Origin of the sequence: Mycobacterium celatum (assembly GCF_002101595.1) — a bacterium.
GTDB classification, from domain to species: domain Bacteria; phylum Actinomycetota; class Actinomycetes; order Mycobacteriales; family Mycobacteriaceae; genus Mycobacterium; species Mycobacterium celatum.
In genome coordinates this window covers 19529-37060 of the sequence record NZ_LQOM01000018.1, presented here as the reverse complement: position 1 = coordinate 37060, position 17532 = coordinate 19529, and the positions used below count along the sequence as shown (strand labels likewise).

At 63.4% G+C, this 17532-nt stretch carries 13 protein-coding genes and 1 pseudogene; 11 read left to right on the top strand and 3 right to left on the bottom strand.

The window, feature by feature from the left end; translation table 11 throughout:
- A partial coding sequence (locus AWB95_RS05875; protein ID WP_139818465.1) for an FAD-dependent oxidoreductase occupies positions 1-221 on the bottom strand: 221 nt, incomplete at its 3' end.
- Between the two features lie 267 nt (positions 222-488).
- Here AWB95_RS05875 and ctaD point away from each other — a divergent pair.
- The 8 genes from ctaD to AWB95_RS05835 all read left to right on the top strand — a co-directional run bounded on the left by ctaD (position 489) and on the right by AWB95_RS05835 (position 12178).
- Positions 489-2198, top strand: a complete 1710-nt coding sequence (gene ctaD, locus AWB95_RS05870; RefSeq protein ID WP_062538599.1) for an aa3-type cytochrome oxidase subunit I — start codon at positions 489-491, stop codon at positions 2196-2198.
- A gap of 502 nt (positions 2199-2700) precedes the next feature.
- Positions 2701-4152: an MFS transporter gene (locus AWB95_RS05865; protein ID WP_062538598.1), complete on the top strand. Its 1452-nt coding sequence runs from the start codon at positions 2701-2703 to the stop codon at positions 4150-4152.
- A gap of 970 nt (positions 4153-5122) precedes the next feature.
- Positions 5123-6325 carry a PPE family protein gene (locus tag AWB95_RS05860; protein WP_062538597.1) on the top strand — a complete coding sequence of 401 codons (1203 nt, stop codon included), beginning with the start codon at positions 5123-5125 and terminating at the stop codon, positions 6323-6325.
- A gap of 67 nt (positions 6326-6392) precedes the next feature.
- Positions 6393-7592, top strand: a complete 1200-nt coding sequence (locus tag AWB95_RS05855) for a PPE family protein (RefSeq protein ID WP_062538596.1) — start codon at positions 6393-6395, stop codon at positions 7590-7592.
- Between the two features lie 330 nt (positions 7593-7922).
- Complete coding sequence (locus AWB95_RS05850) at positions 7923-9587, top strand: nitrite/sulfite reductase (protein ID WP_085167824.1); 1665 nt, start codon at positions 7923-7925, stop codon at positions 9585-9587.
- Positions 9584-10327 (top strand): phosphoadenylyl-sulfate reductase, encoded by a 744-nt coding sequence (locus AWB95_RS05845; protein ID WP_062538595.1) that lies wholly within the window; start codon positions 9584-9586, stop codon positions 10325-10327. The genes AWB95_RS05850 and AWB95_RS05845 overlap by 4 nt, the downstream gene beginning before the upstream one ends.
- On the top strand, positions 10324-11040 hold the full coding sequence (locus tag AWB95_RS05840; RefSeq protein WP_062538594.1) for a sirohydrochlorin chelatase: 717 nt from the start codon (positions 10324-10326) through the stop codon (positions 11038-11040). Before AWB95_RS05845 ends, AWB95_RS05840 begins: the two co-directional genes overlap by 4 nt.
- A 307-nt stretch (positions 11041-11347) precedes the next feature.
- Positions 11348-12178 carry a DUF732 domain-containing protein gene (locus AWB95_RS05835; protein ID WP_062538593.1) on the top strand — a complete coding sequence of 277 codons (831 nt, stop codon included), beginning with the start codon at positions 11348-11350 and terminating at the stop codon, positions 12176-12178.
- A 148-nt stretch (positions 12179-12326) separates the two neighbouring features.
- Here AWB95_RS05835 and AWB95_RS05830 read toward each other — a convergent pair whose 3' ends face one another.
- Positions 12327-13268 (bottom strand): LysR family transcriptional regulator, encoded by a 942-nt coding sequence (locus AWB95_RS05830; protein WP_085167820.1) that lies wholly within the window; start codon positions 13266-13268, stop codon positions 12327-12329.
- 516 nt (positions 13269-13784) lie between these two features.
- Between AWB95_RS05830 and AWB95_RS05825 the strand changes: the two are divergent.
- From AWB95_RS05825 to AWB95_RS05815, 3 genes and pseudogenes are all read left to right on the top strand, one after another.
- A pseudogene (locus tag AWB95_RS05825) lies at positions 13785-15140 on the top strand (FAD-dependent oxidoreductase); the annotation flags it as partial.
- A gap of 65 nt (positions 15141-15205) precedes the next feature.
- Positions 15206-15535, top strand: coding sequence for a ferredoxin (fdxA, locus tag AWB95_RS05820; protein WP_062538592.1), 330 nt, complete (start codon positions 15206-15208; stop codon positions 15533-15535).
- A 301-nt stretch (positions 15536-15836) separates the two neighbouring features.
- Positions 15837-16196, top strand: a complete 360-nt coding sequence (locus AWB95_RS05815) for a Rossmann-fold NAD(P)-binding domain-containing protein (protein ID WP_139818464.1) — start codon at positions 15837-15839, stop codon at positions 16194-16196.
- On the opposite strand, the gene AWB95_RS05810 is transcribed toward AWB95_RS05815, so the two are convergent.
- Positions 16193-17530, bottom strand: coding sequence for a PPE family protein (locus AWB95_RS05810; RefSeq protein ID WP_099539784.1), 1338 nt, complete (start codon positions 17528-17530; stop codon positions 16193-16195). The two genes, AWB95_RS05815 and AWB95_RS05810, sit on opposite strands and share 4 nt — an antisense overlap.
- Positions 17531-17532: the final 2 nt, after the last annotated feature.

Below are 17532 nucleotides of genomic sequence, written 5' to 3'. Positions count from 1 at the left end.
GCCTGCTCACGCATCTGGTCCATCAACTCCGGGCCGGTGATGCCGTCGCGGAAACCTGGGTAGTTCTCCACCTCGGTCGTCGTCATCAGTGCGCCGCCGAACGACGTGCCCTCGAACACCAGCGGCGCCAACTGCGCGCGCGCCGCGTAGAGCGCGGCGGTGTATCCGGCCGGCCCGGAGCCGATCACAATCACATCGCGAACAAGGCTACTGGCAGTCATACAAGCCTTTCGGCTCGGGTCTGCTCGACGACGGCAGACAAAGATTAGACGACGGCAGAGCAAAGATTAACTGAGCGGCATCGATGAACTTTGCGACTACAAGGTTAGGGCCTGTAGCGAAAGTCATTGCCAATCAGGGGTCATTCTAAGGGAAAGCTCACACAAAATTATGTTGTGACGCCACAACATAACGACCGCTACCGATGGCCGATCGAGCAGCGAAGTATCAGGCACCACGACTGTGGCGTTTGGAGATAAGGACACGCGATGATAGCCGTAGCGCCGTCTCAACCGCTGTTGCAAGCCCGCCGTCCGTTTCCTGAACGATTGGGCGTGAAGGGCACGCTGCTCTACAAACTGGTGACGACCACTGATCACAAGCTGATCGGCCTCATGTATGTCGTCACCTGCTACGCGCTGTTTTTTCTCGGTGGTCTGATGGCGCTGTTGATGCGGACCGAATTGGCGTCGCCTGGTCTGCAGTTTTTGTCCAACGAGCAGTACAACCAGCTGTTCACCATGCACGGCACCATCATGTTGCTGTTGTATGCCACCCCGATCGTGTTCGGGTTCGCCAACCTGGTGCTGCCGTTGCAAATCGGTGCACCCGATGTGGCATTTCCGCGGCTCAACGCCTTCTCTTATTGGTTGTTCTTGTTCGGCGCGCTGATCACGATCGCCGGTTTCGTCACCCCCGGCGGGGCAGCGGATTTCGGCTGGACTGCCTACACTCCGCTGTCGAATGCCATCCACTCACCCGGTGCCGGGCCCGACCTGTGGATCATGGGATTGATCGTCGCCGGTCTGGGCACCATCCTGGGCGCGGTCAACATGATCACCACGGTCGTGTGCATGCGCGCGCCGGGCATGACGATGTTTCGGATGCCGATCTTCACCTGGAACATCCTGGTGACGTCGATCCTGGTGCTGCTGGCCTTCCCGCTGCTCACCGCCGCGCTGTTCGGGCTGGCCTATGACCGCCACCTGGGCGCCCATATCTACGACGTCGCCAACGGCGGAGTCCTGTTGTGGCAGCACCTGTTCTGGTTCTTCGGCCACCCCGAGGTCTACATCGTCGCGCTACCGTTCTTCGGCATCATCACCGAAATCATCCCCGTGTTTTCGCGCAAACCGGTCTTCGGCTACACCACGCTGGTCTACGCCACGCTCGCCATCGCGGCACTGTCGATGGCGGTGTGGGCGCACCACATGTTCGCCACCGGCGCAGTGCTGTTGCCGTTCTTCAGCCTCATGTCGTATCTGATTGCAGTGCCGACGGGGATCAAGTTCTTCAACTGGATCGGCACCATGTGGAAGGGGCAATTGACGTTCGAGACCCCGATGCTGTGGGCATTCGGTTTCCTCGTCACCTTCTTGTTGGGCGGGCTATCCGGTGTGCTGCTGGCCAGCCCGCCGCTGGACTTCCACGTCACCGACAGCTATTTCGTGGTTGCGCACTTTCACTACGTGCTGTTCGGCACCATCGTGTTCGCCTCGTTCGGCGGGGTGTACTTCTGGTTTCCGAAGATGACGGGTCGGCTGCTCGACGAACGGCTCGGCAAGTTGCATTTCTGGTTGACCTTCATCGGGTTTCACACCACGTTCCTGGTCCAACACTGGCTGGGCAACATGGGCATGCCGCGCCGCTACGCCGACTACCTGCCCACCGACGGCTTCCAGTCGCTCAACATCGTATCCACGATCGGATCATTCATCCTGGGGGTGTCAATGATCCCGTTCATCTGGAACGTGTTCAAGAGCTGGCGCTACGGCGAAGTCGTCACCGTCGACGACCCATGGGGCTACGGCAACTCGCTGGAGTGGGCCACCAGCTGCCCGCCACCGCGACACAACTTCACCGAGCTGCCCCGCATCCGCTCCGAGCGGCCTGCCTTCGAGTTGCACCACCCGCACATGGTGGAACGACTTCGCGCCGAAGCCCATGTCAAGCGGCGGGCAACGCTGATTCCGCAATGACAGGCCACCCGAACGGCGCACAACGGAAACTTGTGAGGTCACAACGACAAAGTCACTACTGACCGCTTCGTGGGCAGTGAACCATCGTCGGTATGACCCATCGGACTAAATGACGCACGCCATCGAATTATGCAATAGGTGAGTGACGACAACCTCAATGTACAGAGGTTGTTGGTGTTGGCGCGCGTGCTGAAAAGCGGTCAAATCTGTGTGGATGAGCGATAATTAGCGATGATGCTGTAATGCGGGTCAGCAGGTGAAGGAGAAGCGTTGATTAATGACGCTGGATAGCCCAAATCTAATGTTCCAGGGCAACTACGGATTTCGTCAGTTATGCAGGTTTGTCGACTCCCGGTATGCCGCCTAGGCCCGGCAGGGGCTATCCCTCTGGTGCCAGCTTGGGAAGTCGAAATTCACTGGTAACTCACAGGGTTTACTGCGCGCCATAGGGGATTCCCTCGGTAGCGTACTTTTCTGGCCATTTTGATCACGAGGAGGCTAAATGGGCCGCGCGCACCGGATCGTCGACTGGAATCCCGACGACGTTGTGGCGTGGGAATCCGGCAACAAGAAAGCCGCGCGACGCAACCTGCTCTGCATGATGGCGGCCGACCACGTCGCCTTCTCGATCTGGGCCCTCTGGTCGGTGATGGTGCTGTTCATGCCGGAGTCGGTGTACGGCTTTTCGGCGGCCGACAAATTGCTGCTGGGCGCCACCGCCACGCTGTCCGGCGCAAGCCTGCGTATTCCCTACACGTTGGGCATCGCGAGGTTCGGCGGCCGCAACTGGACGACGTTTGCGGCGCTCATACTGCTGGTCCCCACGGCCGGAACTATCGTGCTGCTCGCCAACCCCGGCCTGCCATTGTGGACGTATGTAGTGTGCGCGGCACTGACCGGGTGCGGCGGCGCCAACTACGCGGCATCGCTGGCCAATGTCAACGCCTTCTACCCGCAGCGACTCAAGGGCTCAGCACTCGGGCTGAGCGCCGGCATCGGCAATCTCGGGGTCGCGGGCGTCCAGATAGTGGGACTGGTGGTGCTCGCCGTCGCCGGCCACCGTCAGCCGTACTGCGTATGCGCGGTGTACCTGGTGTTGCTGGTGGTGGTCGCGTTGATGGCGGCACTGTTCATGGACAACCTGGAGCACGGCATCGAGGCGGCCACCCTGCGGTCGGTCATGATCGAGCCGGACACCTGGATACTCGCGCTGCTTTACGTCGGTACCTTCGGGACGTTCATCGGGTTCTCGTTCGCGTTCGGCCAGGTGCTGCAGATTAACTTCGTGGCCAGCGGCGAAAGCGCCGAACACGCATCCCTACACGCCGCCGCGTACGCCTTCATCGGGCCGCTCCTGGGCGCTTTGTCGCGAATCTACGGCGGCCGGCTGGCCGACCGATTCGGCGGCGGACGTGTCACGCTGGCCGTCTTTGCCGGCATGGTCGCCGCAACGGGAGCGCTGGCCAGTGTCAGCACCCACGACGACCACACCGCCGGCCCGACAACCGGCACTACCATGGTCGGCTATATCGTCTCCCTCCTCTGCCTGTTCTTCTTGGCAGGTCTCGGCAAGGGCTCGGTGTTCAAGCTGATCCCGGCGGTCATCGAAGCGCGCAGCCACACGCGGGGGTTCAGCACCGAATCCGAACGCAACCACTGGTCACGCAACATGTCGGGAGCGTTGATCGGATTCGCAGCTGCAGCAGGTGCCTTCGGCGGCGTCGGAGTCAACCTGGTGCTGCGGCAGTCCTACCAGAGCACCCACACTGACACAGCTGCGTTCTGGGTCTTCTTGGTGATTTATGCCGCCGCGGCGTTGGTCACATGGTCGGTGTACGTGCGCCGACCCTTCGCCCGTGCGTCGGCCGCGCTGGCCGCACATGCCGCGTCGGTATCGTCGCGCGTCGACGGTGGATTGGTCGGATCCTCGGTACCAGGGCAGGTCGACCTCTGATGGAAGGCAGTTCTTGCATTGAGATCAGTTTGGCGCCAATGCGATTCGTGTAACCGCTGTAATTCCCCTACCGGCAACGGCCCACATAGGCTCATGAATGCCACCGCACCACCATTCGTTTGGCGCGGGTGCAGACTCTTGACGCCGGGACGTCGCTGGCGCCAGCCCGATCGCGCGTAATGCGGCCAGCAAATACCGATACGATGAATCGCACTTTCAGCCCATCTGCAGCGCCAATCCACTGGATTCACAGCGTCAGCTGTTTACGCTTTATTCACCGCATAGGAGAACACCGGAGACGATGAGCAGCAACGAATTAGGACGTGCCGATACGCACGGACCCACCGTCTGGTGCGACGCTCGAGCACTCGGTGTCGAGCGTCAGGTGGTCATCGGCGACGTGCTGCCTACCCCCGACTCGCGGCACCCTCGCGAATTCCCCACGAACAGACGCAATCTCCGCGTCTATGCATGCCTGCAACGTCGGAGACATCGACAATGGCGCAGCCGAGGCTCATAAGCACATGAAGTGAATCCGTGCCAGATCGTTGCCAAAGTCATAACCTGCGGGGTGAAAAGCACTCGACTGTAGGCATTTCGACATACCTGTCAAGACGCCCTGGCCCGTCTTGCCCTGCTCGGCCTCGATGTGGCCTGCCTTCGCGGTACCCGTAGCGTGCCTCCCGGTATTTGGCGACGCATAGCCGCGCGTCGTGCCTCGCGCTGCTGCAACGTGACCGCGACAACCCATTGGCAATTCCTTCGGTCATAGTGATGCCAGCCGCGCGAGTGACTGCCAAAGAGCATCACCAGCCGGGTAGCCGATCTTTTGAATCAACAGCCAACCGATTACGAACCGACACGGGCTTATACGGCTGGACGGAGACTATGCGGACCCTGTCCGGTGACCGGTAGGGACGCGTTTGGCCGTACGCCGGCCATCAGAAATCAAACGACAGAGGCAACCAGAATGGATTTTGGAGTTCTACCCCCGGAAATCAATTCCGGCAGAATGTATGCCGGTCCTGGCTCAGGGCCGATGGTGGCGGCCGCATCGGCCTGGGATGCCCTTGCGGGCCAACTGGAATCGATCTCACGGGCCTACTCCTCAGCGATCTCGGGGCTGCAAGGCGAGGCATGGTCGGGGGGTGCCTCGATCGCGATGGGCGACGCGGCCGCACCCTACGTGGCGTGGGTGACGGCGGCGGCGGCCAACGCTGAGGAGACGGCCAGCCGGGCTCGGGCCGCGGCAGCCGCGTATGAGACCGCATTAGCCGCGACCGTGGCGCCGGAGCTCGTCACGGCCAACCGCAGCCAGTTGGCAAATTTGGTTGCCACCAACATCTTCGGGCAGAACACGACGCAGATCGCGGCCATCGAGGCCGCCTACTCCGAAATGTGGGCGCAGGATGCGCACGCGATGTACGGCTATGCCGCGTCTTCGTCGGCGGCGACCATGCTGACGCCATTCAACAATCCGCCGCAGACCACAAGCGCCGCAGGGCAATCGGGACAGGCCGCCGCGGTGGCCAACGCCGTCGGTAATTCAGCCTCCGCACAGTCGCAGGCCACCCTGTCCCGGCTGATTTCTGCGGTGCCGCAACACCTGCAAACCCTCTCGACAGCGGGGTCCTCGGGCTCTTCTGCATCGTCGTCTTCCTCATTGTCGTCGTCGATACTCACCGGCTTCAGTGACTTCAATACCCTTACCTCGCCTGTGAATCTGGCCTCCGGCCTGAGCCGCACCTATACGTCGGCGGGAAGCTTTGGGACTGGTCTTTTCCGGGCCAACGTCCAAGGGGGTGGTCATCTGCCCGAGGCGGCTAGTCAGGCCAGTACTGTCGGGACGAAGACGTTGGCTCCAGCAGGTATTCGGGCCCGGGTGCTCGCCAGTGTGGGTCGAGCGGCACCGATCGGCGGCTTGTCTGTTCCGCAGAATTGGACGTCGGCAACTCCAGTGGCCAGCGCCGCGGAAGAGCCGTCGTGGCTGTCGGAAATGGACCTTGGAGCTGTTGCGCCGTCCGAGGAAATCTCACCGACGAGCGGATTGAGTGGGGCTCCGATTGCGGGTCTGGGTCCGATGGCAGGCATGGTGGCGCGTGCCTCGGTCAGCAGTGTCTTGCGCGTCGAGCCTCGCCGTTTCAAGATGCCTCGCCCCACCCTCGGCGGATAGCGGGTGGGCACCATTCTCGGCGCCGACTGCAGCGCGATCGCTGTCGGCGGGCGCGAAAGGCTCGCCGGTGCTTGAGTTCGCGGCCTTGCCGCCCGAAGTCAACTCGGCCAGGATGTATGCCGGCCCCGGTGCAGGCCCGATGCTGACGGCCGCGTCAGCCTGGGACGCGCTGGCCGCCCAATTGGACTTGTTCGTGGCCGGATACTCCTCGGTGATCTCCGGGCTGCACGGCGAAAGTTGGTCGGGCGAGGCCTCAGACGCAATGGCCAGCGCCGCTGCGCCCTTCGTGGCGTGGGCGAGCACGACGGCGGCGCAGGCCGAGCAGGCCGCCAGCCAGGCGCGGGCGGCCGCGGCAGCCTATGAGACAGCGTTCGCCGCAACAGTGCCTCCGGCGGCGGTCGCGGCGAACCGCATCCAGCTGGCGACGCTGGTCGCAACCAACTTCTTCGGACAAAACACACCGGCGATTGCCGCCATCGAGGCGGCCTACGCCGAAATGTGGGCGCAAGACGCTGCCGCGATGTACTGTTATGCCGCATCCGCGTCGGCCGCGTCCACGCTGACGCCGTTCACCCAACCGCCCCAAACCACAAGTCCCACCGGGCAATCCGCACAGGCCTCGGCGGTCGCACAGGCCGTTGGCAGCTCGCCCTCAGCGCATTCCCAGACGACACTGTGGCAGGCGATGTTGGCCCTCCCCCGACAGCTGCAAATGCTGGCATCGGGGGCATCCACGAACACATCCGCGGCGGGGGCGTCGTCAACACCGATACTCACAGCCGTCAGTGAATTCAATACCCTGGCTGGGCCGATCAATCCGCTGTGGCAGGTGACTTACGCCGTGTTTTCGACGGGACAATTCGGGACAGGGCTTCGCTTGTCCCAGCTTCAGGCGGCAAAGAATGCTGCGAAACCGGCCACGCCGGCCGTCACTGTTGCGACCACGACGCAGACGACGGGCAGCATTCGCAGTGAGGTGTCCGCGAGTGTTGACAGTGCTGAACGGGTGGGGAAGTTGTCCGTTCCGCAGAGCTGGACGGCAGCGGTCCCGACGGCTAGTCCGGCCAGTGAACACCCACATTCGGCGGCAGCGGGTTTCCGAGCGCTTCCAGCGTGGGCGGGGAATCCGCCGGTCAACACGCCGGGCGGGCCACCGCCGCCGGCCGTCGGGCCGATGACGAACGTGACAGGGCGTCGTACCGGCAACAAGGTATTCCGCATGAGGGATCGCCGTTTCAAAATGCCCCGTCCCCCAGTCGGAGGATAGGGTTTCAGCCGCGGAACCACGGCGTGGATGCCCGACAACGTCCAACCGCGCACACCACGGCGACGAGCACACACAACGAACTGTTGTGGCCTCACAACAGTTAAGCCTCTACTGACGGCATCAAACGCGGTGGATTATCGGGCACATGGTCCCACCAACCAACTAAGAGCGGCGTCAGATATCGACGCTGCACTGCTGATCGACAGTGATCGCGATGTCGTAGGACGTGTCCGAATATGGCCGGCACGCAGTCGAATCCATGTCGCCGGGAGTGAATTACCGGTGATTCGCATGGTGCAGGCCGGCAATCTTTTGAAGGAGAAATCGCCGATGAGCACTCGTCCCGCTAAGACTCGTAGTGAGGGCCAGTGGGCGCTCGGTGAGCGCGAACCGCTCAATGAAACCGAGCAGATCAAGCACGATGATGCACCGCTCAATGTGCGGGATCGCATCTTGAACGTCTACGCCAAGCAGGGTTTTGACAGCATCGAGAAAACCGATCTGCGCGGCCGGTTCCGCTGGATGGGTCTGTACACGCAACGGGAGCAGGGCTACGACGGGACCTGGACCGGCGACGAGAACATCGACACCATCGAGGCCAAGTATTTCATGATGCGGGTGCGCTCCGATGGCAAGCCGATGTCGGCTGCCACCCTGCGCACGCTAGGTCAGGTCTCCAAGGAATTCGCCCGGGACACCGCCGATATCGGCGACCGGGAGAACGTGCAATTTCATTGGATTCGGGTCGAGGACGTCCCCGAGATCTGGGACCGGCTGGCCTCGGTGGGCTTGACAAGCACCGAGGCCTGCGGCGACTGCCCCCGCGCCATCCATGGTTCGCCCCTGGCCGGCGACTCGGTCGACGAGGTGCTCGATCCATCGCCGGCGATCGACGAGATCCTGCGGCGCTTTATGAACAATCCCGGTTATGCGAACTTGCCGCGCAAGTACAAGACCGCGATATCGGGTCTGCAGGACGTCTCGCATGAGACCCACGACGTCGCATTCATCGGCGTGAACCATCCCGAGCATGGACCCGGCATGGACCTATGGGTGGGCGGTGGCCTATCCACCAATCCGATGATGGCCCAACGTGTCGGCGTCTGGGTGCCACTCGACGAGGTGCCCAACGTGTGGGAGGGCGTAACCAAGATATTCCGCGATTACGGCTATCGGCGGCTACGTTCGAAGGCCCGGCTGAAATTCCTGATCAAAGACTGGGGCGTCGAGAAGTTCCGCGGGCTTCTCGAGACTGATTATCTGGGATACAAGCTCATCGACGGTCCAGCGCCGGAGCCGATCAAGCACCCGATCGACCACGTCGGCGTCCAGCGACTGAAGAACGGTCTCAACGCGATCGGTGTGGCACCGATCGCCGGACGGGTGTCGGGCACCACCCTGTGCGCCGTCGCCGACCTGATGGAGCGCGCCGGATCAGAGCGGGCACGGTTCACCCCGTACCAAAAGCTGGTTATTTTGGATGTGCCCGACGACAAGGTCGACGAGATGGTGGCTGGCCTGGATGCGCTCGGCCTGCCGTCGCGGCCGTCGCACTGGCGTAAGAACCTGATGGCCTGCACCGGGATCGAGTTCTGCAAGCTGTCATTCGCGGAAACCCGGGTGCGCGCACAGACTCTGGTGCCCGAGCTTGAGAAGCGGCTGGAGGACATCAACGCCCAGCTCGACGTGCCGATCACGGTTCACATCAATGGCTGCCCCAACTCGTGCGCCCGAATCCAGGTGGCCGACATCGGATTCAAAGGCCAAATGGTCGACGATGGCCACGGCGGATCGGTCGAGGGCTTTCAGGTGCATCTGGGCGGGAGTCTGGGCCTGGACAGCGGGTTTGGCCGCAAACTGCGCCGGCACAAGGTCACCAGCGACGAACTGGGCGACTATGTCGACCGAGTGGTCCGCAATTTTGTCAAACAGCGGAGTGAGGGCGAACGGTTCGCGCAGTGGGCGATGCGGGTCGACGAAGCAGAACTGCGATGAGCGGAAAGGCGAACGAGTACACCGAAACCGATCTACGTGAGCTGGCTGCGCGTGGTGCGGCGGAGATGGACGGCGCCAGTGCCACCGACATATTGCGCTGGACCGAAAAGCATTTCGGTGGTGATGATGGACCCCGCGGGTGGGCGACCTGCGATTACGTGGTGGCCTCCAATATGCAAGACGCCGTCCTGGTGTCGCTGGCCTCGAGCGTGCGCCCGGGCGTGCCGGTGCTCTTTCTGGACACCGGCTACCACTTCGCGGAAACGATAGGCACCCGCGACGCGGTCGAATCCGTCTACGACGTCCACGTGCTCAATATCACTCCTGAGCACACGGTGGCCGAACAGGACGAACTGCTCGGCAAGGATCTGTTCGCCCGTAATCCCACCGAGTGTTGCCGCTTGCGTAAGGTGGTGCCGCTGGCCAAAACGCTGAGCAGGTATTCGGCGTGGGTGACCGGGTTGCGCCGAGTCGAGGCACCCACCCGCGCCAACGCCCCGCTGGTCAGCTTCGACGAGCACTTCGGGTTGGTGAAGGTCAATCCGATTGCCGCGTGGACCGACCAGGACGTCGCCGACTACATCGCCGAAAACAATGTGTTGGTCAATCCGCTTGTCGACGAGGGCTATCCGTCGATCGGCTGTGCCCCGTGCACTACAAAACCGATCGAGGGCGCCGACCCGCGTAGCGGGCGCTGGCAGGGGACGTCGAAGACCGAATGCGGATTGCATAGCGCATGAACACACTTGTATTGACCGCGCATGGCAGCAAGGATCCGCGATCGGCCGCCAATGCGCGCGCCGTGGCCAGCCGACTGGTGCGTATGCGTCAGGACCTCGACGTGCGGATTGCATTCTTGGAACGAAATTCTCCAAATCTCGTCGACGTGCTCGCCAGCTTGCCGGATGCCCGCCGGGCAGTCGTATCGCCCTTGCTTCTGGCGAGCGCTTACCACGCCCGCCTGGACATCCCGAAACAGATCGCAGAGGCCGGCGCATATGGCGTCCGACAGGCCGACGTCCTGGGCGAGGATGATCGACTTGTGTCGATATTGCGGTGGCGGCTCGCCGAAGTAGGTGTTTCTGGTCGCGACCGCGGACTGGGTGTGCTGGTGGTCGCGATTGGCTCGTCGGATGGCGCAGTGAACGCGCGTACCGCAACGGTGGCGGCCAAGTTTGCGAAGGGAACTCGATGGGCCGGTGCGACAATGGCTTTCGCGACCGGCCCGCAGCCGTCGGTGGCGGAGGCAGCCGATCGATTAGGACGCCTCGGCGCCAGGCGGCTGGTTATCGCCCCGTGGTTTTTGGCGCCTGGACGGCTGCTCGACCGCGTGCAGGGCTACGCGCGACAGGCGGGCATCGCGATGGCCGCACCACTGGGCGCGCACCGGCTGATGGTCGAGACCCTACTGGACCGCTACGACCAGGCGATCGCCGGGCAAGCCGCAGCCTAAGGTTCGCCAAGCTTTGGTGCATCGGTCGAGAAACCGAATCGCGCCTGGGATCCCATTGGACGCTCGGGGTTTTATGCGCTCTTCCTGGGTCAGGCGATCGCGGGCCGACTGCAGGATGAACGCGGGACGCTGCGCAGGTTGGTACCAGGCCGAGATCGGCGCCGGTGAAGTGGCGAGATGTCAGGGACAACAACCGTCAGTTGGGTGAGCTACACCGCACGAACGGCGAGCTTGAGGTAACCGTGAAATGGATCACCACCCAAAGCTCTTCAGGTGTATGATCTTAACGGGAACGGAAGCCTCTGCCATGCTTACCGGCATTACTAGTCGTGCCGGCACCTTGGTTACCACCATCGTGGTGCTAACCGGCGCCGCGGTCCTACACGCTGACGTGGCAGGGGCGGACCCAAACCAGGACGACCAGTTTCTGGCACTGCTCGATAAGGAAGAAATCCCCGCCCTCGCGAACGTTCCGAGCATCATCGCCACAGCCCATAAAGTTTGTCGCAAACTCGACGGCGGAGTGCCGGTGGACGACGTAGTGGACACGATGACGGACAATGCGTACGGCGTAGACCCGCTCTTGCGCCTATACCCCCCCGCCCGCGTCACGTCCACCGTGACCCGATTCATCACTGCGGCAGTGGAGGTCTACTGTCCGGACGATCAAGGCAAGATAGCTTCCATCATGGCTAATCCCGAGCCGGGATCGGGTGAGCCCACGCACCGGCTCGGCGCGTACACGCGCAACGCGGCCAACTCGGGAAACGATGCGCTGGAGCCGACGGACGGCGGCGTTTTCCTCGCGGGCCGCTACCGGAGCGACCGGTCAGACGGTTACGCGGATGACACAGTCCTCACCTCGCTGACCGCAGCGGTTCCGTCCGGGGAGATTACCCCGCCGAACCCGCCGCAGATTCCGACACCACCGCCGCCGGCAGCGCATAAACCGCAGCAGCAGCCGCCTCCACCGCAACAGGTGGAGCCCCCCGCTGCCGCTCCACAGCCCGGGGACGCCGCCGGCAGTGGCGGCGGTGGCAGTGGCGGCGGTAACGGCAACGGCGGTAGCGGTCCGGTTCCGGCCGAGCCGTCGCCGGAGCCACCGATACCGCCGGGCTTTGTCAGGCTCGCACCGTGAGACGGGAACCGAGCCAGTGGCTGGCGCCAAAGGCTGCCGCCGATAGCTTCGCGATGATCGGACGACCTTGGTGCAGGCTGCACGGGCACGCGCCGCCGGTCTGAGGGTTGGTTTGTGGCCGAGATCGTCAATCCGTATGGAAACGAAGCTATTTGCGTGACTTCGAGCGGGAACTGATGTGGCTCAGCAGGTCTCGTATTGCGCCGGCAGGCGGGATTCGCCCCCCCACCCAGATGGCTCGAAGCGGGCGCCCCAGTCTCAACTCGGGGATGGCGATGGCACGCAGGCGACCGACGGCCAGGTCATCGGCTACTGCCAGCCGGCTCATCACCGCCGGCCCCGCGCCCGCGAGGACCGCGGCGCGTACAGCCGCCGCAGAAGACAACTCGAGCACGGGGGGCGCTTGCTCTACGCCGTCACCCAACGCCCGCTCTAGGGCCATCGTCAGGTTGTCACGTATACCTGAGCCCAGCTCGCGTGTAACCAGCGGTGTTTGTGCGAGTTCGGCGGCGGTCACCTCTCGTGACCGCCGAGCCCACTTGTGATTTGGCGGCACAACGACGACAAGTTCGTCGTGCGCCACGACACAGCTACTTAATCCGCGAGGTGGACCGGGCCTTTCGACGAACCCAAGATCGGCGCTGCCGTCGCGAACTGCAGCGATCGCGTTGACGCTGTTGGTGGCCGTCAGGACCACTTCGGGCGCGGTGCCGGCAGGCCGTGCAGCCTGCAGGGAAATCAGCCAATGGGGCATGAGTTGCTCGGCGATGGTCTGGCTGGCCACAACTTTGAGTCGCTGGCGGCTTTTCGCGCGCAGCGAGCCCAGGCTCGCGTCGACCTCGTGGGCTACTTCCAGCAGACGGGCTGCCCACTCGGCTACGAGGACGCCAGTCGGCGTGAGTTGTGAGCCGCGCGTTGTCCGGACGGCCAGCGCCACACCGATCTGGGCCTCCATCGATGCCAGCCGCGCCGATACAGCCTGTTGGGTCAACCCCAATTCGCGAGCGGCGCCGCCCAGACTACCTGTCTTGGCGATCGCCAAAAAGATTTCGAACGAAACGAGTTCGGGCATACGAGAACTCAGCACCATGGTCGATCAAATCACAAATTGGCCTTGCTATATTTCGCGACTCATGTCCACCATCATAAGCGTGGCCCGTGTAATGCGCTGGTCGGCACAGAGCCGGTAGCGCCTGATCCCCTGGCAACTCCGCAACAACTGAGCCGAGCGAATAGTGCTGGCACATAACACTTTTCAGGAATAACCGGCACGCCAAGGCTAAAGTCCACACCTGGATTGCCCTTGCAGACCGTCATTTTCACAGCTGACATACATCAAACTCCCACCATTTGCGAAGCTACTATAGCCGTTGGTTCGCTACGAATCGTCGTCCCCAATTTATGGCGCAGTGCACGGAATATAGTCACAACGATCTCTTGTGGATCCACAATGTCGGGACCTCTACCTCATGGCTCCTTGAAAGGAGAACCATCGGGGCGTGAACCGTCCAACCAGCGAAGCACAGGCACCCGAGGTGCGTCACGATGACCGCGGCGTCGGTCAAGCTGATCGCCAGGAAATTCACCGTCGCAGGAGGCCATGAGTATGCGTCCATACCATGTCGCGATCGTGGGCTCGGGCCCCTCGGGGTTCTTTGCGGCGGCGTCCCTGCTGAAATCCGCGGACGCGTCGGAGCATGTCGACGTCGCCGTGGACATGCTGGAAATGCTGCCGACGCCATGGGGCCTGGTGCGTTCGGGCGTTGCGCCTGATCACCCCAAGATCAAGTCGATCAGCGCGCAGTTCGAGAAAACCGCCGAAGACCCTCGTTTCCGCTTCTTCGGCAACGTTGTCGTGGGCGAACACGTCGGGGCTGCCGAACTCGCGCAACGCTACGATGCGGTGATCTATGCCACTGGGGCGCAGTCGGATCGCCCGCTCAACATCCCCGGCGAAGACCTGGCCGGCAGCGTTGCCGCGGTAGATTTCGTCGGCTGGTATAACGCGCACCCGCACTTTCAGCACATTTCGCCTGATCTGTCGGAGGGGCGCGCCGTCGTGGTCGGCAACGGTAATGTCGCCCTCGACGTCGCCCGCATCCTGGTAACGGACCCCGACGTGCTGGCGCTCACCGACATCGCCGACCACGCGTTGGAGTCGCTGCGTCACTGCGAAATCCACGAAGTGGTCATCGTTGGCCGGCGCGGGCCGCTGCAGACCGCGTTCACCACACTGGAGTTGCGTGAGTTGGGTGAGCTCGAAGGGGTCGACGTGGTGGTCGATCCGGCGCAGCTGGAGGGCATCAGCGACGACGACGCGGCCGCGGTGGGCAAGACCGCCAAACAAAACATCAAACTGCTGCGCGACTATGCCAGCCGTGCGCCCCGCCCGGAACACCGGCGAATCGTATTCCGGTTCTTGACATCTCCTATCGAAATCAAGGGCGACGGGAAGGTCGAACAGATCGTGCTGGGCCACAACGAGCTGGTCACCGGCGACAGCGGACGGATGGTGGCCAAAGACACTGGTGCACGTGACGAGCTGGCCGTGCAGTTGGTGGTCCGCTCTGTCGGTTACCGCGGTGTGGCGACACCGGGGCTGCCGTTCGACGAGGCCACCGGAACCATTCCGAACACGAACGGCCGGGTGGCCGGCAGCCGCAACGAGTATGTGGTCGGCTGGATCAAGCGCGGACCGTCCGGGGTGATCGGCACCAACAAGAAAGATTCCCAGGACACTGTCGACACGTTGCTGGAGGATTTGTCTGAGACCAATCTGACCGATTATGGCGCCGACTATGCCGACAAGCTCGCGGACTGGCTCATCGCACAGCAGCCTGAGCTGGTCACCTGCGCTCATTGGAAACTAATCGACAGCTACGAACGTTCCGCGGGCGAGCCCCATGGCCGCCCGCGGGTCAAGCTGCCCAGCGTGAACGAGTTACTGCACATCGGACATGGTGATTCTGGGCAGCCGACGTGCTGCGCCCAGCCCATTAACAGCAACCAGAAGGAAGGAAACGTCTCGTGACGTACGTTATCGCCGAATCCTGCATCGATATCAAGGACAAGGCCTGCATCGAGGAATGCCCGGTCGATTGCATCTATGAGGGCGCCCGCATGCTCTACATCCACCCCGACGAATGCGTCGACTGCGGCGCCTGCGAGCCGGTGTGCCCTGTCGAATCCATCTATTACGAAGACGACCTACCCGATCAGTGGAGCCAATACAGCCAGATTAACGCCGACTTCTTCGCAGAGCTCGGCTCCCCCGGCGGCGCGGCGAAAGTCGGAATTACCGAAAATGACCCCATCGTAGTCAAAAACATGGCGAGCAGAGCGGAAAGTGCGTCGTAGAAGGTACTGCCGGCGGATCTCTGGGACGGTCCAGCAATTCTGGAAAGAATTGCCGCCCTTGACCACACAGTCAGCTTCCTAGGGCAACTATTGCATTACGCTGCAACCGTGATGGCTCCACTGCCCGGAGAGGTTGCGCCCATGCAGGTCGCTATTAGCGGTGCCGGCATCGCCGGAACGACCCTCGCATACTGGTTGTGGCGCTATGGTCACGAGCCGACGCTGAACGAGAAGGCACGGCGGTTACGCACCGGCCACTACATCGTCGACTTTTGGGGCGGCGGATATGCCGTCCGAACGGATGGGGTTGACCGCCGAATTGCACCGCACCGGATATGCGGTACAGGAGCTGCGGCTGGTGGATCGGAATTCGCTTGCACTGGCTGGCTTTTCGGTGATTTGTTCCCGCGGAACGTCGACGGTGGGTTCGTCACGCTGCCGCGTGGATCTGGCGGCAATGATCTACCGCTGCATCGATGGTCACGTCGAAACGCTGTTCGGTGAAAGTGTTTCTGCGATTATGCAACATGAGTTTGGCGCGCGGGTAACGTTCGAGCGCGCGCATAGACTTGCGGCGAACGGCGCGGCGCGAGTCCGCGAAATCGCGGTAGTTATCCGCGCCAGACAGAAAGTACGCGTTGGGGAACGTCGCCGTGCCTAGATGGACGGTGATGTGGGCGGCTTGCCCTTCTTCACATGCACGGCGTGCACGCCGGGCTTCGTCGACAATTGCGCGAGCAGGCTCTCCAGCTGAGCCTCGTTGGTGTGCCAGTGTTGCACCGACTCGGGCGCCTGAGACATCTCGGCAAGCACGCGCTTGAGCTTCTCCGGTGTTTTGCCGTCTTTGTCCGACGTCGGGCGTCCGACTTTCGCGGCCGGTCCGCTCACCGCTTTCGGAGCGGCCGCCCCGACGGCGCTGCCCGCCATGCCGGCCAGGGCCAGTTGGCTGAACAGGCCGCCCGTACCCTCGGCAACCACGGCCGGAGCGGCGCCCAGGCCGGTGCCCTGCAAAACGCTGGCGGCCAGCCGGATCGTCGGGGTGGCCGCAGCCCAGCTTGGCGGCACCGACAACGCTCCGACGAACCCCGCCTCGCCCACACCGGCCGAGACCGCCGACGCTGCCGCGCCCACGCCCGCAGCGCCGGCAACGTGCGTCGTCGAACCGAGTCCCGCCGCCAGCGAACCCACTGCTGCCGCCGGCGCCGACGTGAGAGCCCTCGCACCGGCCGCCAGCCCGAATATGACGGTGATCAGCACGTCGTTGGCCGGCAGAATCAACTTGGGAATCGCCTCGACATACGCACTGAGCTGCGAGAACGTTGGCGGGTCGGTGGCCGCGGGCGCCGCCATGCTTTGCAACGCCTGCGGCACAGCGGAGACCACATGGGAGAGCGCGGTCTGGGCGTGAGTACCGGCCGCCGAGCCGGCAGTCTGGCCGGCGGCAGCGGCCTGGGCGGCCAACCCGCCGGGGTTGGTGGTCTGCGGCGCTGCGCGGAACGGCGTCACCCTCGAGGCGGCCGCCGACTGCCCGGCATAGCTGTACATCGCGGCGGCGTCCTGGGCCCACATTTCGCCGTACTGCGCCTCGGTCGCCGCGATCGCCACGGTGTTCTGCCCGAAAAGGTTGGTCGCGACTAGCGACGCGAGCTGGCTGCGGTTGGCCGCGATCACCGGCGGAGGCACCATCGCGGCAAACGCGGTCTCGTACGCGGCCGCCGCCGCCCTCGCCTGCATGGCGGTCTGCTCGGCCTGGGCCGCGGTGGCGTTCATCCACGCGGCGTACGGCGCGGCCGCGGCCGCCATCGCCGCCGACGAGGGCCCCTGCCAGGCCGGGCCGATCAGCGCGGCGATCGCCGAGCCGTAACCCGCTGCCGCCGAGCGCAATTCGGCGGCCAGCCCATCCCAGGCCGCCGCCGCAGCCACCATCGAACCCGCCCCCGGGCCGGCGTAGATGCGTGTGGAGTTGACCTCAGGGGGAAGTGCTCCGAAATCCAGCG